This window comes from Allobosea sp. NPDC055594 (assembly GCF_053618995.1).
This window is the reverse complement of the sequence record NZ_JBSHIO010000029.1, coordinates 1-20,724: the sequence shown is the minus strand read 5'-3', so window position 1 is coordinate 20,724 and position 20,724 is coordinate 1. Positions and strand designations below refer to the sequence as shown.

General features: G+C 67.0%; 23 protein-coding genes and 1 tRNA gene. 15 read left to right on the top strand and 9 right to left on the bottom strand.

What is annotated here, in order from left to right:
* Positions 1 to 226: 226 nt before the first annotated feature.
* Positions 227 to 544 carry a hypothetical protein gene (locus tag ACWGRX_RS26115; protein WP_291640667.1) on the bottom strand — a complete coding sequence of 106 codons (318 nt, stop codon included), beginning with the start codon at positions 542 to 544 and terminating at the stop codon, positions 227 to 229.
* Positions 545 to 809: 265 nt separating this feature from the next.
* Between ACWGRX_RS26115 and ACWGRX_RS26110 the strand changes: the two genes are divergently transcribed.
* Both ACWGRX_RS26110 and ACWGRX_RS26105 read left to right on the top strand, forming a co-directional pair.
* Entirely contained in the window at positions 810 to 1,481 is a 672-nt protein-coding gene (locus ACWGRX_RS26110) for an HAD family hydrolase (RefSeq protein ID WP_291650361.1), read from the top strand.
* Positions 1,482 to 1,621: 140 nt separating this feature from the next.
* Positions 1,622 to 2,083, top strand: coding sequence for a hypothetical protein (locus ACWGRX_RS26105; protein WP_452119932.1), 462 nt, complete (start codon positions 1,622 to 1,624; stop codon positions 2,081 to 2,083).
* A gap of 156 nt (positions 2,084 to 2,239) precedes the next feature.
* Here the strand turns inward: ACWGRX_RS26105 and ACWGRX_RS26100 are convergent, their stop codons facing one another.
* Positions 2,240 to 2,479 (bottom strand): hypothetical protein, encoded by a 240-nt coding sequence (locus tag ACWGRX_RS26100; protein ID WP_291640659.1) that lies wholly within the window; start codon positions 2,477 to 2,479, stop codon positions 2,240 to 2,242.
* Positions 2,480 to 2,645: 166 nt separating this feature from the next.
* Between ACWGRX_RS26100 and ACWGRX_RS26095 the strand changes: the two genes are divergently transcribed.
* Both ACWGRX_RS26095 and ACWGRX_RS26090 read left to right on the top strand, forming a co-directional pair.
* Positions 2,646 to 3,734, top strand: a complete 1,089-nt coding sequence (locus ACWGRX_RS26095; protein ID WP_452119931.1) for a helix-turn-helix transcriptional regulator — start codon at positions 2,646 to 2,648, stop codon at positions 3,732 to 3,734.
* Between the two features lie 223 nt (positions 3,735 to 3,957).
* Positions 3,958 to 4,182, top strand: coding sequence for a hypothetical protein (locus tag ACWGRX_RS26090; protein ID WP_291640654.1), 225 nt, complete (start codon positions 3,958 to 3,960; stop codon positions 4,180 to 4,182).
* Positions 4,183 to 4,443: 261 nt separating this feature from the next.
* On the opposite strand, the gene ACWGRX_RS26085 is transcribed toward ACWGRX_RS26090, so the two are convergent.
* Positions 4,444 to 4,518 (bottom strand) — tRNA-Val (locus tag ACWGRX_RS26085).
* A 692-nt stretch (positions 4,519 to 5,210) separates the two neighbouring features.
* Here ACWGRX_RS26085 and ACWGRX_RS26080 point away from each other — a divergent pair.
* Positions 5,211 to 5,789, top strand: coding sequence for a L,D-transpeptidase (locus ACWGRX_RS26080; RefSeq protein WP_452119930.1), 579 nt, complete (start codon positions 5,211 to 5,213; stop codon positions 5,787 to 5,789).
* A 168-nt stretch (positions 5,790 to 5,957) separates the two neighbouring features.
* Positions 5,958 to 6,479 (top strand): ClbS/DfsB family four-helix bundle protein, encoded by a 522-nt coding sequence (locus tag ACWGRX_RS26075; RefSeq protein ID WP_452119929.1) that lies wholly within the window; start codon positions 5,958 to 5,960, stop codon positions 6,477 to 6,479.
* A 39-nt stretch (positions 6,480 to 6,518) separates the two neighbouring features.
* Here the strand turns inward: ACWGRX_RS26075 and ACWGRX_RS26070 are convergent, their stop codons facing one another.
* The gene (locus tag ACWGRX_RS26070; RefSeq protein ID WP_452119928.1) at positions 6,519 to 6,887 is read right to left on the bottom strand and encodes a gamma-butyrobetaine hydroxylase family protein; all 369 of its coding nucleotides are present in this window, start codon (positions 6,885 to 6,887) and stop codon (positions 6,519 to 6,521) included.
* 165 nt (positions 6,888 to 7,052) lie between these two features.
* Here ACWGRX_RS26070 and moaA point away from each other — a divergent pair, with 165 nt between their 5' ends.
* On the top strand, positions 7,053 to 8,063 hold the full coding sequence (moaA, locus tag ACWGRX_RS26065; protein ID WP_452119934.1) for a GTP 3',8-cyclase MoaA: 1,011 nt from the start codon (positions 7,053 to 7,055) through the stop codon (positions 8,061 to 8,063).
* A 22-nt stretch (positions 8,064 to 8,085) separates the two neighbouring features.
* Here the strand turns inward: moaA and ACWGRX_RS26060 are convergent, their stop codons facing one another.
* The 4 genes from ACWGRX_RS26060 to ACWGRX_RS26045 are packed head-to-tail and all read right to left on the bottom strand — an operon-like array spanning position 8,086 to position 10,703.
* Positions 8,086 to 8,727 carry a CDP-alcohol phosphatidyltransferase family protein gene (locus ACWGRX_RS26060; RefSeq protein ID WP_452119927.1) on the bottom strand — a complete coding sequence of 214 codons (642 nt, stop codon included), beginning with the start codon at positions 8,725 to 8,727 and terminating at the stop codon, positions 8,086 to 8,088.
* Positions 8,714 to 9,097 carry a hypothetical protein gene (locus tag ACWGRX_RS26055; protein WP_452119933.1) on the bottom strand — a complete coding sequence of 128 codons (384 nt, stop codon included), beginning with the start codon at positions 9,095 to 9,097 and terminating at the stop codon, positions 8,714 to 8,716. The genes ACWGRX_RS26060 and ACWGRX_RS26055 overlap by 14 nt, the downstream gene beginning before the upstream one ends.
* Positions 9,098 to 9,117: 20 nt before the next feature.
* Entirely contained in the window at positions 9,118 to 10,068 is a 951-nt protein-coding gene (locus tag ACWGRX_RS26050; RefSeq protein ID WP_452119926.1) for a phosphatidate cytidylyltransferase, read from the bottom strand.
* The gene (locus ACWGRX_RS26045; protein ID WP_452119925.1) at positions 10,065 to 10,703 is read right to left on the bottom strand and encodes a lysophospholipid acyltransferase family protein; all 639 of its coding nucleotides are present in this window, start codon (positions 10,701 to 10,703) and stop codon (positions 10,065 to 10,067) included. The genes ACWGRX_RS26050 and ACWGRX_RS26045 overlap by 4 nt, the downstream gene beginning before the upstream one ends.
* 392 nt (positions 10,704 to 11,095) lie before the next feature.
* Between ACWGRX_RS26045 and ACWGRX_RS26040 the strand changes: the two genes are divergently transcribed.
* From ACWGRX_RS26040 to ACWGRX_RS26020, 5 genes are all read left to right on the top strand, one after another.
* The gene (locus ACWGRX_RS26040; RefSeq protein ID WP_291640621.1) at positions 11,096 to 11,350 is read left to right on the top strand and encodes a hypothetical protein; all 255 of its coding nucleotides are present in this window, start codon (positions 11,096 to 11,098) and stop codon (positions 11,348 to 11,350) included.
* Between the two features lie 132 nt (positions 11,351 to 11,482).
* The gene (locus ACWGRX_RS26035; RefSeq protein WP_452119924.1) at positions 11,483 to 12,556 is read left to right on the top strand and encodes an AI-2E family transporter; all 1,074 of its coding nucleotides are present in this window, start codon (positions 11,483 to 11,485) and stop codon (positions 12,554 to 12,556) included.
* A 134-nt stretch (positions 12,557 to 12,690) separates the two neighbouring features.
* On the top strand, positions 12,691 to 13,875 hold the full coding sequence (locus tag ACWGRX_RS26030; protein WP_291650383.1) for an ABC transporter substrate-binding protein: 1,185 nt from the start codon (positions 12,691 to 12,693) through the stop codon (positions 13,873 to 13,875).
* Positions 13,876 to 13,885: 10 nt separating this feature from the next.
* Complete coding sequence (locus ACWGRX_RS26025) at positions 13,886 to 14,908, top strand: Gfo/Idh/MocA family protein (protein WP_452119923.1); 1,023 nt, start codon at positions 13,886 to 13,888, stop codon at positions 14,906 to 14,908.
* Positions 14,905 to 15,909: a Gfo/Idh/MocA family protein gene (locus ACWGRX_RS26020; protein WP_452119922.1), complete on the top strand. Its 1,005-nt coding sequence runs from the start codon at positions 14,905 to 14,907 to the stop codon at positions 15,907 to 15,909. Before ACWGRX_RS26025 ends, ACWGRX_RS26020 begins: the two co-directional genes overlap by 4 nt.
* A 27-nt stretch (positions 15,910 to 15,936) precedes the next feature.
* Here the strand turns inward: ACWGRX_RS26020 and ACWGRX_RS26015 are convergent, their stop codons facing one another.
* The gene (locus tag ACWGRX_RS26015) at positions 15,937 to 17,658 is read right to left on the bottom strand and encodes a methyl-accepting chemotaxis protein (RefSeq protein ID WP_452119921.1); all 1,722 of its coding nucleotides are present in this window, start codon (positions 17,656 to 17,658) and stop codon (positions 15,937 to 15,939) included.
* Positions 17,659 to 17,937: 279 nt separating this feature from the next.
* Here ACWGRX_RS26015 and solA point away from each other — a divergent pair, with 279 nt between their 5' ends.
* The 3 genes from solA to ACWGRX_RS26000 all read left to right on the top strand — a co-directional run.
* Positions 17,938 to 19,077, top strand: coding sequence for an N-methyl-L-tryptophan oxidase (gene solA, locus ACWGRX_RS26010; RefSeq protein ID WP_452119920.1), 1,140 nt, complete (start codon positions 17,938 to 17,940; stop codon positions 19,075 to 19,077).
* 113 nt (positions 19,078 to 19,190) lie between these two features.
* The gene (locus ACWGRX_RS26005; RefSeq protein WP_452119919.1) at positions 19,191 to 20,354 is read left to right on the top strand and encodes a multidrug effflux MFS transporter; all 1,164 of its coding nucleotides are present in this window, start codon (positions 19,191 to 19,193) and stop codon (positions 20,352 to 20,354) included.
* 91 nt (positions 20,355 to 20,445) lie between these two features.
* Positions 20,446 to 20,724: TRAP transporter small permease subunit (locus ACWGRX_RS26000; protein WP_452119918.1), on the top strand; the 279-nt coding region annotated here is incomplete at its 3' end.

Sequence of the window (20,724 nt, the reverse complement as noted above, 5' to 3'; positions counted from 1 at the left end):
CCGGGTTGTCGACGACATCGGCGCCTTCGCCGATCCAGGCACCGTCAACATAGCACTGCGAGCGAAAAAGCGACGGGTCGTTGAGCTCGAGCATGGCAGGCCTCGGACATTGCGGAGGGAATGCCCGGCGCTCTAGCATGCGGGCACCGGGCTTGCCGACAGCAAAAAGCCCGCATCACACGCATGGGCGCCCGGCAGGAGCCGTCCAGCCGGGCCGAAATGCCCGCTATTTCGCCTGCGGCGTGCAGACCACCTTGTCGTCGAAGACGTAGCAGATGCTCATCTCGCCGGTTCGGACGTTCGCCCGGAAAATACCGCCTTCGCGCTCATGCCGCGAGGGCACGAGAACATAGTCGCTCGGCGGCTGTGGCCCCGCCCCCTCACCGGCCGGGAAGCAGGCGGTGACGCCGATCCCGCCCTCCTTCAGCTGGAACTGGCAGGCGCCGACCTCGCCGGTCGCCTTGTCGACCCGGTAGACGCGGTTGAGATCGGTCTGCGGCGCCGGGGCGAACTCGAAGGGGGCGGCGAAGGCGGGAGCCGCCAGAAACGCCGCGGCGCAGCAGGCGAGCTGGAGCGCTCGGCCAAGCCTGCGCTTCGGGTTTTCCGAGATCTTCGACACCACTGCGACCCTTCCGACGATTCGCCCGCAGACTATCATGCTGGCCAGCCGGGATGAGCCTGCCAATTTGCCGGGCACGCCAATGTGAGCGGAAGGGGCCGGGTGAGCAGAAGAGGTCCGGCGCCGGCCTGCCCTTGCCAAGCCGCAGCCGAAGGCCTTTAAGCCGAGCAACACAGCCACAGAGATCGCCATGTCCCTGCCTCCCATCGTCGTTTTCGACCTCGACGGCACGCTCGCCGAAACCGCCCCCGACATCATGCGCACGCTCAACGTCATCCTCGAACGCGAGGGATTGCCGGCGCTGCCGGTCGAGCGAGCCCGCGAACTGGTCGGCGCCGGCGCGCGCGCCTTGCTCGAGCGCGGCTTCAAGGTCAGCGGCCGCCCGCTCGGGCCGGAGAAGCTCGAAGTGCTATTCGAGGATTTCCTTTCGATCTACGCCGAGGCGGTCGCGCCCAACAGCTTCCTGCACGACGGCGTCATCGGCGCGCTCGACACGCTCGCCGCGGAAGGCTTCGTCTTCGGCGTCTGCACCAACAAGCCGATCCTGCACACGCGGCTGATCCTCGACCATTTTGCGATCACCGACCGTTTCGCGGCGATCGCCGGGCGTGACAGCTTCCCCTTCTTCAAGCCCGATCCGCGCCATCTCACGCAGACCGTGGCCCAGGCCGGCGCCGACCCCGCCCGCGCGGTGATGATCGGCGATTCCCGCACCGACATCGACACCGCCCGGGCCGCCGGGCTGCCGGTGATCTGCGTGCCCTTCGGCTATACCGACGTGCCGATCGAAAGCCTCGGCCCGGACCGCGTGATCCAGCATTTCGACGCGCTGCCCGACGCCGTGCGCCAGGTGCTCGCCTAATCTGCTGCCCCGGCAGGCCCGATGGCGCGACCATTGTCGGAAACCGACTGCTAACCATCTGGATTGGCTGAGGAATACTCTCTCTAGACGGCCTCGGGACGCTCGGGCAGGATCCCGGCGCTACGGGGGATGCGTCTAGAATGAGAATAGCCTTTGTCCTGGTCGCGGCCGCCCTGGCCGGCTGCGCGAGCGCGCAGGCGACACGCACCTCGCAGAACACGCTCCAGATCGATGCAGGCGCCGCGCCCGAATGCGGCGCGCAGGGCGCCGCCCGCGTGGCTGCCAAAAGCGCGGCGATCGAGACGCTGCGCGCCGGCTATGACCGCTACGTCATCACCGGCGGTCAATCGCAGAACAATGTCTCGACGACGCGCATGCCGGGGCGCTTCCAGACGACCGGCGCCATGTCCGGCGGCGTCTATCGCACGACGACGACCTATGCGCCGGGGCCGACCGTCACGACCGGCTCGCATGACCGGTCGCTGAGCGTCGTCATGTTCCGGGAGGGCGAACCCGGCGCCGAGGAGGCCGTCGACGCCCGCGAGGCCCTCGGTCCCGAATGGCAGGACCTCGTCAAGAGCGGCATCCGGAGCTGTCTCTAGGCCCAGCTGGATCGCCACGCGTCCGTTCGGACGCGGTCACGGCGATCTATCTCAGTGTTATCGCATCGGAATTTCCCGAAAAGTGGATCCCACTTTTCAGTCCGATGCTATAGTAGCCGGAAGCCAGCTGCGATCTCCCATCAGCCAATGCTGCCGCTATCGCTGCACGGCGGGATCGCCATGCGACAGCGCGCTGCAGAAGTGTTGCTGCGGGCCTTCGGGCCAGACGCTCTCGTCGTCGAACGCGCGGCCCTCACCCTGCTCCCAATCGTGAAGCGCCTGCTCCAGCGCCTGCATCTCGCGATGCTCCGGACTTCCCTCGGGAAAGCCCGACAGTTCCTGAAGGCGGTGCATTGCCCGCTCGAATTGTGGGTAGCCCTTGATCCGCGTGGCCATCGCCAAGCCTCCTTGCGCAAGTCTCCGTGCGCCAAGCCCCTGCTTGTCAGGAGATCTACGCCGGGCGGCGAAATCGGTTCCGAACGCAGTTGACCTTTCCTGTGTCCCGTCACGATGGTGAACGTACCACTTCCCCGATTTCGTCATGGGGCGACGAGGCCTATGCATGCCAGCCATGGATGAGTTCACCGACGCCGTGGCGATGCTCTACGAAGCAGCCGCGGTGCCCGAGGTCTGGCCCGAGGCGATAGCAAGACTGGCGGAGATCGCCGGCTGTACAGGAGGGCTGCTGTTCGCCCACACCGACCAAGGCACAAATTGGGTCGCCAGCAAGACATTCGCGCCGGTTTTCGAGCGCTTCCTGGCGCAGGGCTGGATGGAGCGGAACGCCCGCATGGCCGGTCTGCTGGCGCATGGAGGCTCCGGCTTCGTGACCGATCTCGATCTCTTCAGCCCCGAGGAGTTGGAACAGGTTCCGCTCTACACCGACTTCATGCGCCCCGAAGGCTATGGTTGGGGCACTGCGACGCATGTGCGCGCCGCTTCCGGCGAGAACATCGTCTTCACCCTGGAACGGAAATTCGAACTCGGCCCGGTTGCGCGGCGCGAGGTCGAGATCCTCGACGGCATCCGTCCGCACCTGGCGCGGGCGGCGGTCCTCGCCAGCAAGCTCCAGCTGCAGCGGGCGCAGGCCAGCCTTGCTGCCTTCGAACAGGCCGGATCGCCGGCAGCGCTGATCGACGGGGCCGGCAGGGTGACGGCGGCCAATCCACGCTTCGAAACGCTGCTCGGCCAGATCATCATCCGGGCGCGCGACAAGATCGCGCTCGACGACGCCCGCGCCAATGCGCTGCTGCAGAAAGCGCTGTCGGAGCTGGGGCAGGATCACCTCGGCGACACGCGCTCGATCGCCGTTCCACGCCGGGACGACCGGGCCGCCTTCATACTCCACGTGCTGCCGATCCGGCGCCAGGCCCGCGACATCTTCGCGCGGGCGCAGGCGATGCTCGTCGTCACGAGCTCGGACCGGCGCCTGAGGATCGAGACTTCACTGCTTTGCGAACTCTACGATCTGACGCGCGCAGAGGCTAACGTGGCGAGGAAGCTTCTCGAAGGTCTTTCCGTCGACGAGATCGCCACCGCGCACCAGGTGGGACGGGAGACGATCCGCTCGCAGCTCAAACGTGTCCTGTCGAAGACCGGCTCGCAATCGCAGGCGGACTTCATCCGCCGGCTGGCGCCCCTGGCGTTATGAGACCCGCAGAGCAGAAGCCGAGCGCCGATCATCGCCGACCCGACCGGCGCGAATCGGGGCCGGATGTGCTCTTCCGCATGGCCGCGACGCTGCCGGCTCCGGTCCCGCGCCCGGTCTGGTCGATCATGAGAACGCTGCGTCAGAACGCGGCTTGCCGAGCCAATCGTTATATGCATCATCGTATTTGCCTAAAAATACGGCATATTCTCCGAGAGGTACTGCCTTGATCGTTCAGTTCGGAGACAGGAAGTTCGCTTGTGACGGCTGTGGCACCGCCATCATCGATATCCCCGAATGGACTGACGATCGGAGCTTGCTCAGCTGCCAGACATGCGGAAAACCGGTGGGAACGATCAGGCACATTCTCGGCGTGCTTCAGGCGGCCCTGGTGGACAATGAGAACGAGCCCGCCGACGCGGAGCAAGGCGAGAATATCCGCCGGCCGTGATCCCTGGGTCTGACGATCTTTCTGAGTCTTCTCATCCACGCGGGCCCGTGCTTGGCCTAGCCTATACTTGGCGGTGAGGGGCACCAAGGCGCAACGGCAGGACGACGACATCGGCCAACCAGCGCACGACTTAAATCGATAGCCGTATTTCGGACGCGGGCGCGCTCGCTCCAAACCAAGCATTACTGCAGGCAAAGGAACGAAGTCACCCGAGCACCATAGGGCGCTTCGTCGATCGTCCTGCTCGGCATGACCGAAGGATGGTGGGCGGCACAGGGATCGAACCTGTGACCCCTCCCGTGTGAAGGGAGTGCTCTACCGCTGAGCTAGCCGCCCGGAGCGCGCTTCTCCTAGGGCTCATCGGCGGCGGCGTCAAGAATGGCGTCGCAGTCATCGGCGACGAGCCGGGGACAACCGCGAAAGGCCACCTGCCGGAGGCGGACCGGTGCACGAAACCATTACGGTACGGCCAGGATTCAGCGTGGGTTCCGCGCCGCGGACATCGCCGCATGAGCGCGGAAGGCGGTCCAGGCCGGCCGCAGGTCGCAGGCGCTCGGCTGGCCGCGCCTGGGCGAGCGCAGCCGACGCTCGTCGAATCGGGATCGATTCGGACGAGGCGCCGCTCCTCGCCGGCTCGGATCCTCACCCGGCAATGCCCCTCCCGCCCGCTCGAATGGGCTGCGGGCGCAAGGCCGACCGGCTCGGCATCCGACAGCTCCATGCCCGCATGGCTCCAGGGCCAGCGCCCGGAAGCCGCGCCCGACGGCCGGCGACGCGGCCGGACCAGCCGCGAATCGCCTTTTTTCGCGGCTGCTTGCGAAAGTCGGCCAAATTGCGCCAAGGCGATGGCAGCGTGGAGGCCTGTTGCGCTGCCGCAACGGGAACGCCGAAAGCTCGAAAGGTCTCGCCGATGTGATCTTCTGTCGATTGCGCAAAAGCCGCGTTGCTGCCAAAAATTTGGGAAATTATTGACGTTTTTCCGTCACCGTTTTCCCACGCGTCACCGCTCTTTCCCGTCCGAGGCCACAATGACCCGTCTTTCCAACCTGGCTCTGCTCGCCGGCGTGTGCCTTTCGGCGAGCGCGACCGTCGCCGTCGCAGAGATCGACCCGCTGACCCGCCAGCCGCTGACGCAATATGTCGACCCGGCCAAGGCCCAGGCGACCGCTATCCCGCGTGAGATCGTTTCCTACACCACCAATCAGCGCCCCGGCACGATCGTCATCAACACCAGCGAGCGCCGCCTCTATTACGTGCTGCCCGACGGCAAGGCCGTCCGCTACGGCGTCGGCGTCGGCCGCCCCGGCTTCGACTGGGCGGGCGTTCAGACCGTCTCGCGCAAGACCGAATGGCCAACCTGGACGCCGCCGGCCCAGATGCTGAAGCGCCGCCCCGACCTGCCGCGCTTCATGCCGGGCGGCCCGGAGAACCCGATGGGCGCCCGCGCGCTCTATCTCGGCTCGACGCTCTACCGCATCCACGGCTCGAACGAGCCGGAGACGATCGGTCAGGCTGTGTCCTCGGGCTGCATCCGCATGCTGAACGACGACGTGATCGACCTCTACGAGCGCGCCAGGGTCGGCACCCGGGTCGTCGTTGCCCGCTGAGCCGCGCCGCTATCCGATTTCGGGAAGGCCGGCCTCGCGCCGGCCTTTTTCATTGGCGCTGCAACAGCCCCGCCGCGACCGCCCGCGCTCGGCGAGGGATATTGCTCGTCGAGGCAGGCCGAACCAAGAGGTTCGCCTCTCTGGAGTCTTGGCACCGGGGGAAGCAGGATGGCCGTTCCGCAGGACAAGGAGGCCTTGCTCGGCCTGATCGACGCCAGCTTCGAAAAACTGGCTGCCGCGCTGGCGAGCATTCCCGAACCGCTGGCCCGCGAACGCAGCCTACCAGGGCACGCCAAAGACACGCAGATGAGCCCCTGCGACCTCGTCGCCTATCTCGTCGGCTGGAACGAGCTCGTGCTGAAATGGCTGGAACGGGATGCGGCAGGGCACCCCATCGACTTCCCGGAAGCCGGCTTCAAATGGAACGAGCTCGGCAAGCTCGCGCAGAAATTCTACCGTGACCATGAAGACGTAGCGCTTCCGAAACTCCTCGAACGCCTCGACGCTGCGAAAGGGGCGATCGTCGCCGCGATCGCAAGCCGCGACAACGCCATTCTCTATGGGCGCCCCTGGTATGGGACATGGACGATGGGGCGGATGATCCAGTTCAATACCGCCTCGCCCTATGCCAATGCGCAGGCCCGCCTGCGAAAATGGCTGAAGGCGAAGAAACTGCCGGGAAGCCGCTGATCCAGCCCTGATGCCCGGCGGAGCCGCCTGAGCGGCCCTCTATCCCCGCCTCACGCGTTCCCGCGAGAGTCCCTTCGCAACCAGCTCGTCGAGATAGGCTCGCAGCTTCGCCTCGCCGTCGCGGCCGAGCTCGCGCAGATAGTCCCAGCCATAGATGCCGGTGTCGTGCATGTCGTCGAAGGTCAGGCGCACGGCATAGTGACCGACCGGCTCGACCTTGAGGATCTCGACCTCGCGCTTGCCGGGCACGGTCTGCTTCTGGGTCGGGCCATGGCCCTGGACCTCGGCCGAGGGGCTCTCGACGCGCAGCAGCTCGGCGGCAAGCTCGTAGTGCTCCCCGTCCTCGAAGGAGACATGCAGGGTCCGCCGGTCCTTGGACAGGCGTATTTCGGTCGGCCAGGTGGACATCTTCGTTCTTCACCAAGGTGATGTGGCATTTGCAGCTATTGACGCCGGCCGTGCCGGTGCCAATCTCTGTCCTTGTTATAGTGATGCGGCTGCCACCACGCACGTGCGAGCAGCGCTTGGTGGAAACGCTGGCGAGACGAAACCAGAGTGCTGATCAATTCCCATATGCCGCTGACGCGTGCGCCGCTGGTCGACCCGTTCGGCCGCGACATCTCCTATCTGCGCATCTCGGTGACGGATCGCTGCGATTTCCGCTGCGTCTATTGCATGTCCGAGGACATGGCCTTCCTGCCGAAGCGCGACCTGTTGACGCTGGAGGAGATCGACCGGGTCGCCACAGCCTTCGTCTCGCGCGGCACGCGGAAACTGCGCATCACCGGCGGCGAGCCGCTGGTCCGGCGCGACATCATGAACCTGTTCCGCTCGCTCTCGCGCCATCTGGCCTCGGGCGCGCTCGACGAGCTGACGCTGACCACCAACGGCTCGCAGCTTTCCCGCTATGCGCAGGAGCTGGCGGATTGCGGGGTGCGCCGAGTCAACGTCTCGCTCGATACGCTCGATCCGGAGAAGTTCCGCAAGATCACGCGCTGGGGCGACCTTTCCAAGGTGCTGGCGGGGATCGAGGCGGCCCGCGCCGCGGGCCTGCGCGTCAAGATCAACGCGGTCGCGCTGAAGGACGTCAACGAGGACGAGATCGAGGGGTTGATGCAATGGGCCCACGGGCTCGGCATGGATCTGACATTGATCGAGGTGATGCCGCTCGGCGAGATCGAGCCGGCGCGGCTCGACCAGTTCCTGCCGCTCTCGGTGGTCCGCGCCCGTCTGATGGATCGCTACACGCTCACCGATGATCCCTACCGGACCGGCGGGCCAGCGCGCTATGTCAAGGTCGCCGAGACCGGCGGCCTCGTCGGCTTCATCACGCCGATGACGCATAATTTCTGCGAGAGCTGCAACAGGGTGCGCCTGACCTGCACCGGCACGCTCTATATGTGCCTCGGCCAGGAGGACGCCGCCGATCTGCGCAGCCCCATCCGCGCCTCCAGCGACGACGCCCTGCTCTACCGGGCGATGGAGGAAGCGATCTCACGCAAGCCCAAGGGCCACGACTTCGTGATCGACCGGCGCCGTCCGCGCGCGGCGGTAGGCCGGCATATGAGCGTGACCGGCGGCTGAAGGACGGTGACTCCGAGCGAACTCAGCGAGCCCGCAATGCACGCACGAGTTTCGCCGCCCGCCTGAGAGCGGTCACGGCCGCGCCCACCGCGATCAGCCAGAGCGCGATCTCCAACACCTCGCCCTGTCCGCGCCATAGCGGCTCGAGCAGTGAGAGGAGCGCCGCGGCGGTGATCGTCGCCATGCGGTGCTGCTTCGCCATCGGGCCGGAGAAGTTGGCCGGCAGCCCGCAATTGCGCCCGAGCTCGCGGGTATAGGCAGTCAGCACGGCAAAAGCGGCGGCGGCCCAGCCCAGAGCCGGCAGGCCGATCCCGTAGCCGACGCCGGTGAGGATCAGGATATCGGCGACCCGATCCGGAAACTCGTTCCAGAACGGGCCGTCGGCCTCCTGCTTGCCGCCCTCGATCGCTACCATGCCGTCGAAGAGATTGCAGAGCAGCCTGAGCTGGCAGAACAAGGCCGCAGCAAGCAGCAGAGCGGTGCGCGGCCCAGACGCCGCAGTACCTGCAAGCCAGAAGGCGGTGCCGGCGCAGGCCGCCATCGCCATGCTGGCCATCGAAATCTGGTTCGGCGTGATGCCGCTGGCGCTCAGGCGGCGCGCAATGCCCCGGGCCCAGCCGGTGTCGCGGCTCGCGAGCGGGCGTCGATCGCTATCCTGCGCCATGGTCCATCGCCTTCCTGCCCCGCCACAGCGAGAGATTGTAGAGCGCCGCATAGCTGGTCGCGACCGTCAGCGGGACGGCGATCGTCCTCGCGATCTCTGGCGTGCCGCCGATCATGTGGATGGCGGCCAGCAGGCTGGCCGAAACGAGACCGGCGATCAGGGGCGGCGCCAGAAGCGCGGTCAATCCGGTGAAACGGCTGGCGAGATACTCGATGCCCCGTTTCAGCAGCAGCGTGATGAGTGCCGACAGCGTGCCCTGGATCAGCCCGGCGAGGAGCGGCGCCGGCATCGGATGGGCTCGGTTGGCAAATGCCGCCCAGCTCCCCATGGCGAGGAAGGCGAAGCCGACATGGACGATGCTGCTTCGCATCAGGCGCGCGAGCGGCGGACTCACGTCGCCGACCAGCCATAGCGAACGAGATGGAAGAAGATCGGGGCGGAGAACACCACCGAATCGAGCCGGTCGAGGAAGCCACCATGGCCGGCGATCAGATGGCCCCAATCCTTGATGCCGCGATCACGCTTGATCGCCGACATCACCAGCCCGCCGAAAAAGCCCATCAGCACGATGGCCAGCGCCAGGAACGCCGCCTGCAGCGGCGTGAACGGCGTCATCCAGGACAAGGCGGCGCCGACCGCCGTCGCGCTGAGCGCACCGCCGCCGAAGCCCTCGACCGTCTTGGACGGCGACAGCCTCGGCGCGATCTTGGTGCGGCCGAGCAGCTTGCCCCAGACGTATTGGAGCACGTCGCTCATCTGCACGACGATGACGAGGAAGGCGATCAGTAGGACATTGCGCCCCTGAAAACCGGGAATATCGAGGCTGAGCAGCGCCGGCACATGCGAGATGCAGAAAACGGAGATCATCAGCGCCCACTGCACCTCGGCGATCCGCACGAGAAAATGCTCGGTGTCGCCGCGCAGCGAGGCAAGGATCGGCATCAACAGGAAGGCGTAGACGGGGATGAAGATCGAGTAGAGCCCGTACCACTCGATCCAGATCAGATAATACTGCACCGGCAGCACGACGAAGAAGCCGGCCGCCAGCGCCCAATGGTCGGCGCGTCGCGTGTCGGTCAGCGTGATGAATTCCCGCAGCGCCGCAAAGGAGCAGAAGGCGAAGAGTAGCGTGACGCCGGTCTTGCCGCCGATCAGCGCCAGGCCCATCAGCACGATCATGATCCACCAGGCGCGGATGCGATCGTTCAGGTTCTCGACCACGGCGTTCGAGCCGTCGGGCGAGAGGCGGCGCTGCAGCACATAGCCGATCGTGGAGGCCACGATCAGGACGCCGAGCAGGCCGGCCAATACGGCGAGAAGATCGGGATGCGGCATCGTCATGACGCGTTCGCCTTCGGTGACAAAGCGAGCAGCGCGGCCTCAGCCCTCGCCAGGAAATCCTGCTTCGTCTCGCCCTCGGCGACGGACAGGGCCGCGCCGAAGGTGACGGTGCAGACCAGTGGGACCGGCACGAACTCGCCCTTCGGCATGACGCGGTTGAGATTGTCGATCCAGACCGGCACGAGCGCCACGTTCGGGCGCGCCTGCGCCAGATGGAACAGCCCGCTCTTGAACGGCAGCAGCGATGCGTCCGTGGTGTTGCGCGTCCCTTCCGGGAAGACGATGAGGGAGGCGCCGGCATCGAGCGCTTCGCTCATCTGGACGATCGGATCGCTCGTTCGGGTGGTGGGGTCACGGTCGATCAGGACGGCGTTGAAGACATCGCGGCCGATGAAGCGCCGCAGGCCACTCTTCAGCCAGTAATCGCTGCCAGCGACCGGCCGGGTCACGAAGCGCAGGCGGCGCGGCAGCACAGTCCAGATCAAGACGAAATCGCCGTGGCTGGCATGGTTGGCGAAATAGACTCGCTGTTCGTCGGTCGGTGCGATGCCGTCCCAGCGCCCGCGAACCGCCGTGATGAAGCGAGCAAAAAACAGGATGAGCGCACCAGCCGGGCCGGCTCCGATTTCGCGCATTCCCCCCACCCGATTGCAGCCTTTGCGATGACGTCGCGTTCATAGCGAACGCTGTCGACATTGCGGGGATCTGAGGCGATTTCGAGGGCTGCCACCGCATACGGCTGGGCCGCACTCTCCATGAGTGCCTCGCCGACCTGCGCGCTCCGCTCCGCCCGCTGCAGACAGCGCCCTGCTCTACCGGAAGATGGAGGAGGCAATCTCGCGCAAGCCCAAAGGCCACCCGTTTCGAAAGTCCCGAAGTTGAATTAGGCTGCAGCATCGACGGGGGCGGCCGAGCGGATGCCCCCGGGCTGGAATCCAGTTATGATGAGCGTCGGCCTGACCTGGGTCCTAAACTTCGCCGGCGTTCGTCCATCTTGCCTGCACGAAGACAGTCGATGGAGGTTGATATGAAGCTCCCGATCACATTGGCGGCGCTGGCGATCGCATTCGTCGGCACGAGCACAGAAGAGGCCGGCGCGGTCGTCTACTGCACCTATATCGGTTACCCCGTCGGCTGTGTCGCCAGGCCCGGCGTGGCCCTGGCACCACGGCCGGTGGCGCGCGCCGTCGCAACGCCCGGCGTCGGCGCCCCGGGCGTCGGCGTGAGGCCGGGGACCCCGATGAACCGCGGCGGTCCGGTCAATCGGGCCGGCAGGCGCTAAAAGCTTCCGCTCCGCGGCAGCCGCGGAGCAGCGCCTCCTCTTCGCTCTGTTAAGGACGGGCCACGACCATTACGGCCGGGCCGCGCCGAAGAGGCGCGGGCTCGCCCAAGGATCTGATCAAGGGACAGATCGATGGACAGGAAGGCGCCGGAAACCGGCCAGGCGTTCCCGGTCTCGACCATCATCGACACGGCGATCCGGGTCGGGCTCGTGGCCATCCTGGCCTATGCCGGCGCCCGCATCGTCCTGCCCTTCGTCTTTCTGCTGATCTGGTCGGCGATCCTGTCCGTGATGCTCTATCCGCTGCATCGCCGCCTGTCGCCGCGGCTCGGCAACCGTTGGTCGGCCCTGCTGATCGGCGTGCTCGGCGTCACGCTGTTGCTGGGGCCGACGGCGCTCATGGTAACGTCCCTGGCGACCTGGCTCTACTCGCTGATCTCGAGCCTGCAGGGCCAGGACCTGAGCTTTCCGCCGGCGCCGCTCTGGCTCGAAGGCGTACCGGTTGTCGGCGCGAAACTGGCGGAGAACTGGACGCTCATCGCCGCCAATCTGCCAGCCGTCCTGGCGAAATACGGGCACCTGCTGACGGGCCCGCTCGCCTGGCTGGGCTCGTTCGCGGGCCGGCTGGTGATCGGCGAATTGTCGTTCATCGTTTCATTCGCGATCGCCGCCGTCCTCCTCGCCTATGGCCTGGATGCCGCTGCCCTGGTCCGGCGCGTGCTGCTGCGCGTCACGGGAAGCCAAGAGCGGACGGAGCGATTGGCCAACCTGACCGCGGCGACGATCCGCGGCGTCGGTCTCGGCGTGGTCGGCGTCGCCCTGGTCCAGTCGTTTCTGCTGGGGCTCGGCTTCTTCGCAATCGGGCTACAGGCCGCCGGCCCGCTGACGCTCGTCGCCTTGTTGCTCGGCATCATCCAGATTCCGCTGATCCTGCTGACGCTGCCGGTCGTCGCCTATGTCTTCTTCACCGAACCGACGCAGCCGGCGGTGATCTTCCTGATCTGGAACGTCGTCGCCGGGCTCAGCGACAACGTTCTCAGGCCGCTATTGCTCGGCCGAGGGCTGGAAGTCCCGATGCCGATCATCCTGTTCGGTGTGATCGGGGGCATGATCGCCGAGGGGCTTCTCGGCCTGTTCGTCGGCCCCGTCCTCCTCGCCGTCAGCTATGTGCTGCTGCTGGAATGGCTGGAGCAGCGCCCGGGCTGACCCGCCATCCGGCCTGGGCCGACCCGCCCCGCGCCTTCTCCTTTCGCGCCATTGCCGCTTGCCGTCCGTTCCTTGTGCACTAGTATACATGCCAAGGTCGCAGCAAAAATGGACCGAGACAGAGGGAACGGGACATGGCCAATCCGACACGACGCAGTGTGATCGCCGGCGCTTCCAGCCTAGCCGCCCTGCATGCAGGCGGCGCCTTCGCCCAGGGCGCGATGCCGTCGAGCCCGGTGATGCTCAACATCATCGACGTCGCCGGCAATCTGCAGCTGACGCAGATCTCGATCGAGAAATTCGCGAAGGACAATCCGAAGCTGATCTCGCGGCTGAATTTTTCGCGAGCCCCCTCGCCGGAACTGCCCGCCAAGCTCAAGGCGCAGCAGGACGCCAACCGCGTCGACATCGACATGGTGCTGACCGGGCCGGGTGCGATGTCGGACGGTATCCAGCAGGGGCTGTGGGTCGACGTCTGGAAGGCGCACACTGCGAGCCTGCCCAAGGCCGAGGATGTCTATCACGAGCAGGCGCTGATGATGCAGCGCAATTTCGGCCAGAACGAAGGCGTCGCCGTGGTCTATTCGCCCTCCGGGCCGCTGTTCGAATACATGCCCGACAAGCTCAAGACAGTGCCGAAGACGGCCGAGGAGTTCCTCGCCTATGTGAAGCAGAACCCGAACCGCTTCACCTATGCCCGCCCGCTCAATTCCGGCCCCGGCTGGACCTTCCTGCAGGGCATGCCCTACATCCTCGGCGACAGCGACCCGACCGACCCGATGAACGGCTGGGCCAAGAGCTGGGCCTATCTCAAGGAGCTCGGCACGGCGATCGACTACTATCCGACCGGCACCGCCGCGACGATGAAGGAACTCGGCGACGGCACGCGCGACTGCATCGTCTCGACGCTGGGCTGGGATATCAACCCGCGCGCGCTGGGCATCGTGCCGAAGGGGGCCAAGGTCTTCACCATCGCCAACACGCACTGGATTCCGGACACCCAGTTCATGTGCATCCCGAAGGGCGTGGCGGCGGCCAAGATCCCGGTGATCCTGGCGCTGATGTCGCATCTGCTGAAGCCGGAATCGCAGGCGGCGACTTATGACAAGGGCTATTTCTATCCCGGCCCGGCGATCAAGGGCGTGACCCTCGCCATGGCGCCGCAGGAGAGCCAGGACGTGCTGAAGGAGTTCGGCCGGCCCGAATATGACGGGCTGATCGCCAGCCTGCCGACCCGCCCGCCATTGACGCCGGAACGCCTGGTCGCCGCCTTCCGGCGCTGGGACCAGGAGATCGGCGCCGGGCGCGCGCCGAAGTGAGAGGCGGCGAATGCGTTTCGCCGCCATAGGCCTCGACCATCGCCATATCTACCACATGGTCGGTGGCCTGCTGGACGCCGGCGCGGACTGCGCCGGCTTCGATCCTGCGACCAGCGATCCGCGCGTGCTCGCCGGCTTCCGCGAGCGCTTCCCGCAGCTCGCGGAGGCGCGAGCTGACGAGCTGCTCGACGATCCGACGATAGAGCTGGTCGTCTGTGCCGGCATCCCCTCCGAGCGCGGGCCGCTCGCGATCAGGGCGATGCGCGCCGGCAAGGACGTGATGGTCGACAAGCCGGGCGTCACCTCCTTCGAGCAACTCGCGGCGGTCGAGCACGCCGTCGCCGAAACCGGCCGGATCTTCTCGGTCTGCTTCTCCGAGCGCTTCATCGTCCCTTCGACGATCGTCGCCGGCAAATTGATCGCCGATGGCGCGATCGGACGGATCGCCCAGACCCTGGGCCTCGGCCCGCACCGGCTCAACCGGGCAATCAGGCCGGGCTGGTTCTTCGACAAGCAGTATTTCGGCGGCATCCTGACCGACATCGCCTCGCACCAGATCGACCAGTTCCTGCATTTCACCGGCTCGCAGGATGCCGAAATCGTCGCCTCCGGCGTTGGCCATTTCGGCTCGGCCGATCTGCCGGATTTCGAGGATTTCGGCGAGGTGCTGCTGCGCAGCGACCGGGCTAGCGGCTATATTCGCGTCGACTGGTTCACCGCCGACGGGCTGCCGACCTGGGGCGACGGCCGGCTCACCATCCTCGGCACCGAGGGCACGATCGAGCTGCGCAAATATCTCGACATCGCCGGCCGGCCGGGCACCGACCATCTCTTTCTGGTCGACAAGGCCGGCACCCGCCATATCGACGCCTCCGGCGAGCCTCTGACCTATTTCCGTGACCTCATCGCGGATGTCGCAAATCGCAGCGAGCGGGCGGTCACGCAAAGACATGTCTTCACGGTCTGCCGGCTCGCCCTGCATGCGCAGGACCGGGCCGTACGCTTGCCGATCGGAGGAACCGAAGCGAAATGACACGCAAGATCGGCATCGCCGTCATCGGGTTGGGACCGGCCGCCCTGCCCCATTCGCGCAGCCTCCTCGACCTGGCGGAGCGGGTCGATGTCCGGCATGTCGTCAGCCGCTCGCAGCAGCGGCTCGACGCCTACCGCCAGCAATTCCCCTTTCCGGGCACGACCGAGATCGAGGCGGTGCTCGCCGACCCCGCCGTCGAAGCGGTGCTCGTGCTCACACCCCCTTCCAGCCATCTCGCGGTTTCGGAGCGCTGCCTTGCAGCCGGCAAGCATGTGCTGGTCGAGAAGCCGCTCGAGCTGACGGCCGCGCGGGGCCGGGAACTTGTCGCGGCGGCGAGGCAGGCCGGCAAGGTGCTGGGCGTCGTGCTGCAGCACCGTTTCCGGCCTGCGAGCCAGCGCCTGAAGGCGGCGCTCGACGGTGGCGAGCTCGGCGAGGTCGAGGCCGCGCTGCTGCAGGTGCCGTGGTGGCGGCCGCAATCCTATTACGACGAGCCGGGCCGCGGCACGCTCGCTCGCGACGGAGGCGGTGTGCTGCTGACACAGGCGATCCACTCGCTCGACCTGTTCCGCTCGCTGGTCGGCGTCTCGCGCGTCGTCGCCGCCCAGATCCGCACCACCGGGCTGCACAGGATGGAGACCGAGGACTATGTCGGCGCGCTGCTGGAAACCGCCAATGGCGCCCCGGCGACGCTGGTCACCACCACCGCGGCCTATCCCGGCCACCCCGAGCGCATCGAGATCATCGGCCGCCTGGGCCATGCGGCACTGGTCGGCGGACGGCTCGAGCTCTCCTTCCTCGATGGACGCCGCGAGACCGTGGAGGCAGAGGGCAGCACCGGCTCCGGGGCCAACATCATGGACTTCCCGCATGATGCGCACCGGGCGGTGATCGCGGACTTCCTCGATGCGATCGAGAGCGAGGGCGAGCCCGTCGTCACCGGCGAGGAAGCGCTGGCCTCCCAGCGGCTGATCGACGCGATCCTGCTGGCGGGCCGGCGCTGAAACCGGCTCCCGCCGCGCAGCGAGGCCTCACATCCGGTAGGCCATGCGCACAGCGCCCCAATGGCGGCCATTGATGCGCAGCGGCGCATCGACCTCGCGCATCAGCTGCATGCCCGCGCTTCCCATGTCGCGATGATAGGACTGGACCAGGAAGGGCCTGGTCGAGCGGGCCGCCATGATGCCGGCGCGGTCGTCGAAAATGCGCCGGTCGCGGCTATAGGCGGGGTCCCAGCCGCGGTCGCCGGGGCGCTGCGGCTGCGAGTATTGCGGGTGATGTACCGGGATATAGCCGTTGCGGTCGATCGCGACGGCAAAAACCAGACGGGTATCGCTCTTCAACGCTTCGGCCAGCACGGGTGGCAGGATCTGTTGCAGGACCGGCAGGGCACGGTTGCGGAACTGCGGAGGCTCCGTATCGGGCAGGGACTGATACTCGGTATCGAAGAGATCGTCCTCACCAAGTTGACGCCGGCCGAGCGCATCCTCGAAGGCGAGCGCAACCTGGCGCGAGAACAGCTGCGCTCTTTCGATCAGCGGACGATAGCCGTCCTCGACCACGGCCAGGCGCTGGCGCAGCGCCGCCGAGCCCTGACCGTCATCGTCCTCGAAGGCGATATGCAATCCAAGATCGCTGCGCGCCTTGACCCGGCATGCGAGCGCCGGCAGGCCGTCAATGGTGATCTCGCCCGGCGCGCCCAGAGGCAGGCGCAGCTCTTCGGCGCAGGCGAGCAGCGTGCCTCCGAAGCCGAGATCGATGGTCTGCAAGGCGTGGCTCTGACCCGCAACCGCCAGAACGGCAGGAAGCTCGGTCGGAAACCGGTCATGCCGGCGCCGATCGGCGAACAGCGTCTGACGCAAGGTCGGGACGAAGCGCTCGAGCAGGCCGTCAGCCTGGCGCGCCCCCTCCGACAGTGCCCTGCGCGCGCCGGCGCTCTCGTCCGCCGCCGCCAGCGCGACCCGGTCGACATCGCTGACGCGCTGCTGGACCGTCTCGATGAAACGGGCTGTGACCTCGGCCGAGCGCGAGAGCTCCGCCGCCGCAGCGGCTTGTTCCTGCGAGGCCTCGCCGATCGTCGCCATCACCGGATTGACATCGCCGACCAGACGGAAGGCATCGCTGACGAAGGAGGCCGAGCCCTGCGCGCTCAGGTGCAGCCGATCGACCCGGCCGCGGATATCCTCGACCGCGTCGCGGACTTCGAGCGAGAGCGACTTGACCTCCTGCGCCACCACTCCAAAGCCCCGGCCGGCCTCTCCGGCGCGCGCCGCCTCGATCGTGGCGTTGAGGGCGAGCAGATTGGTCTGGCGGGCGATGTCGGCGATCGCATCGACGATCGAGCGGATCTCGCTGGTCGCCAACGCCAGGTCGCTCATCATCCGAGCGGCCTCGGCGGCGCGGGTCGCGGCGCTGTCGAGCATGTCCCTGGCGCCCAGCATCGAAGCCCCGACCCGTTCGGCCGCTTCGGAAACCTGCAGGGTGGCGCTGGCAAGCGCCGAGGAATTCGTGCTGGCGGTGAAAGTCACATCGCGCAGCTCGGCCATGCCGCCATGAATCTCGCGCGAACGCGCTTCGGAACGGGCGGAAAACTCCTCGGCCCGGTCGAGCCCGTCATTCAGCCGGCGCATCGCGGCGACGACGTCGTTCTCGAGTTCGTTGATGGCTTCGCCGATAGGCGGCTCGGGCTGCGCTTCCGGCGGTGCGGGCGCGACCACAGGCTCGGCCAGCGCCACCGCCCCAGTGGCCGGCATGGCAGGGCCGCCGCGGCCCAACAGACGCCGAACTGAGCGAGCAAGCATAGGCCGTTCCCGTAAAAAGGCGCATACCGGCCCAGTTTGCAGCAAACAGCGTTAACAAATCCTCTGCTGGTCACCCTCCACCGCGCTATGGCCTCGGGCAGCGCGGCGAGGATGAGCCCACCGCGCATATGCGCGCGGCGGGCGGCGGGCATGGACCGGGACTGGCCAGCCGGACTAGATTAAGCCCGTTTTCCGGCCACGACCGGCCCGCTGCCGAGGATGATGACAGCAATGACTGCGCCCCATTACGACGTGATCGTCGCAGGCGTCGGCGCCATGGGATCGGCCGCCTGCTGGCATCTGGCCAAGCGTGGATTGCGAGTGCTGGGGCTCGAGCGTTTCGACCTCGGCCACGCCATGGGTTCCTCGCACGGGCTGACCCGGATCATCCGCCTCGCTTATTTCGAGGGCTCGCATTATGTGCCGATCGTGCGCCGGGCGCACCAACTCTGGCGCGAGACCGGCGAGGCCGCGGGGCTGAAGCTGCTGCATGTCACCGGCTCGCTCGATCTGGCGCCGGAAGGGGCCGGCCCCGTCGAATCCTCGCTGCAATCCTGCCTCGACCACGGCCTGGAGCATGAGGTGCTGGGCCATGACGAGATCGCCAGGCGCTTCCCGGCCTTCCAGCTCCCCGCCGGGCACCAGGCGCTCTGGCAGCCCGATGGCGGTTTCGTCGCCTCGGAGAAGGCGATCTTCGCCCATGTCGGCCTCGCCCAGTCGAAAGGCGCGGAGATCCGCACTGGCGAGCCGATGCTCGACTGGCGCCCGACCGCCGATGGCGGGGTGGTCGTGCGCACCGAGCGCGGCAACTATTCGGCCGGTCGGCTGGTGATCACCTCGGGCGGCTGGATCGCCGACGCGGTCCCAGCCCTGGCAACGCGCGTCAGAACCGTGCGCCAGGCCATCGGCTGGTTCACCACGCGCCGGCCCGAACTGTTCCGCGAGGGCGTCTTCCCGGTTTTCATCCTCACCGTCGAGGAAGGCAATTTCTACGGCTTCCCGCTCTATGAGCATCCCGGCTTCAAGCTTGGCGGGCCGCATTTCGGGCGCGAGCCGATGGATCCGCGCGACCCCGACCGGACGCCGAGCGCCACTCAGTTGCGCCTGATCCGCGAATGCCTGGCGCGCTATCTGCCCGACGCGGCCGGCGATCCCCTCACCGTGAAGGGCTGCGTCTATACCGTCTCGCCCGATGAGGGCTTCGTGATCGACACCGTCCCGGGCGTGCCGCAAGCCGTCTTCGCGTCAGCCTGCTCCGGCCATGGCTTCAAGTTCGCCAGCGCGATCGGTGAGATCCTCGCCGATCTCAGCACCGGCGCCCGGACGCCCTTCGATCTTTCCCCCTTCGCGCTCGCCCGCTTCGACGCCTGAGCCCATCTCGTCCGACTGGAGCTTGCCTTGGCTACCGCCGCCCAGAATCGCAGCGGCATTCTCGCCTTCGCGGCGCGGATGCCGCGGCAAACACCGGAAGGCGGCAAGCCGCGATGAGCCCGAAGCGCCCGACCCTGCTGATCCTGGTCGCGATCTCGACGCTGCAGCCGATCGCCCTCAACATGGTCGCGCCGGCGACACCGGCGCTGGCGCGGGCCTTTTCGGCCAGCTACGCCACGATCCAGCTGACCCTGACGCTGTTCCTCGTCGCCGTCGCCGCGACGCAGCTCGTCGTCGGCCCGCTCTCCGACCGGTTCGGCCGACGCCCCTGCGTGCTAGCAGGCATCGTCGCCTTCATCGCCGGCTCGGCACTCGGGGCGCTCGCCGAGACCACCGAGACGCTGCTGTTCTCGCGGGTGCTGGAAGGCGCGGGCGCCGGAACGACCTTCGCTCTCGCCCGCGCCATCATCCGCGACACGTCGAGCCGCGACGAGGCGGCCGGGCAGATCGCCTCGGTGACGATGGTGATGGTCGTCGCCCCCATGCTCGCCCCTTATGTCGGCGGGCATATCGAGACCTGGTTCGGCTGGCGGATGATCTTCTGGACGATGACCGCGGCCGGGGTGGCGGTACTGGCGCTGACCGCGCTGCGCCTGCCCGAAACCGCGCCTGATCTCGGCGTCAGCACCTCGCTGCTCGGTGTTTTCCGGGCCTTCCCCGCGCTTGCCGCCGACCGCGGCTTCATCATCGACGTCGTCGCGCTGGCGATGACCTCAGCCTCCTTCTTCGCCTTCATCGCCGCCGCCCCCTTCATCGTCGTCGAGACGATGGGGCGCGGCTCCGACGTCTATGGCGCCTATTTCATCCTGAACGCCCTCGGCTACATGATCGGCAATTTCGCGATGTCGCGCCTCGCGATCCGGGTCGGCACGGCGCGGATGGTGCGGATCGGGCTGGCGATCTCCTTCGTCGCGCTGAGCGCCGCCTTCGCGATCTCGCTGTCAGCGCATTGGACGCCGCTCACCCTGTTCCTGCCGCTTGCCCTGAACGCCATCGGCAACGGTTTGACAATACCCGGCGCGACGGCTTCCGCGCTTTCGGCCAGGCCCGAACTCGCAGGCTCGGCAGCCGGTCTTATGGGTGCCGTCCAGCTCGGCTCCGGCGCGCTGGCGACGATCGTGATCAGCGCGGCAGTCATCGTCTGGCCGCAAGCCCTGATGGCGATGATGTGGCTGATGCTTGCGGTGGCGCTGCTCGCGCTGCGCTTCGGACGCTGATCCACAGCGTGCCTCAGACATAATCTTGCGCGCCATGTAGCATTGGTATAACCGCCCTTCTTGCGGCGCATGATGCTGCCATAATCGCCAGATGCCAGGGAGGCCTGCAGTGGAAGGACCACTCGCTTTCAGCCGCGTGATCGACAAGATCAATCGCGAGATCGGAAAGAAGGTCGCCTGGCTGATCCTGCTCGCCGTCATCGTCGCTACCGTCAACGCCATCGTCCGCAAGCTCTTCAGCGTCTCCTCCAATGCCTGGCTCGAGCTGCAATGGGTGCTGTTCGGTGCGGTCTTCCTGCTCTGCGCCTCCTGGACGCTGCAGGTGAAGGAGCATATCCGCATCGACATCGTGAACAGCATGCTGCCCAAG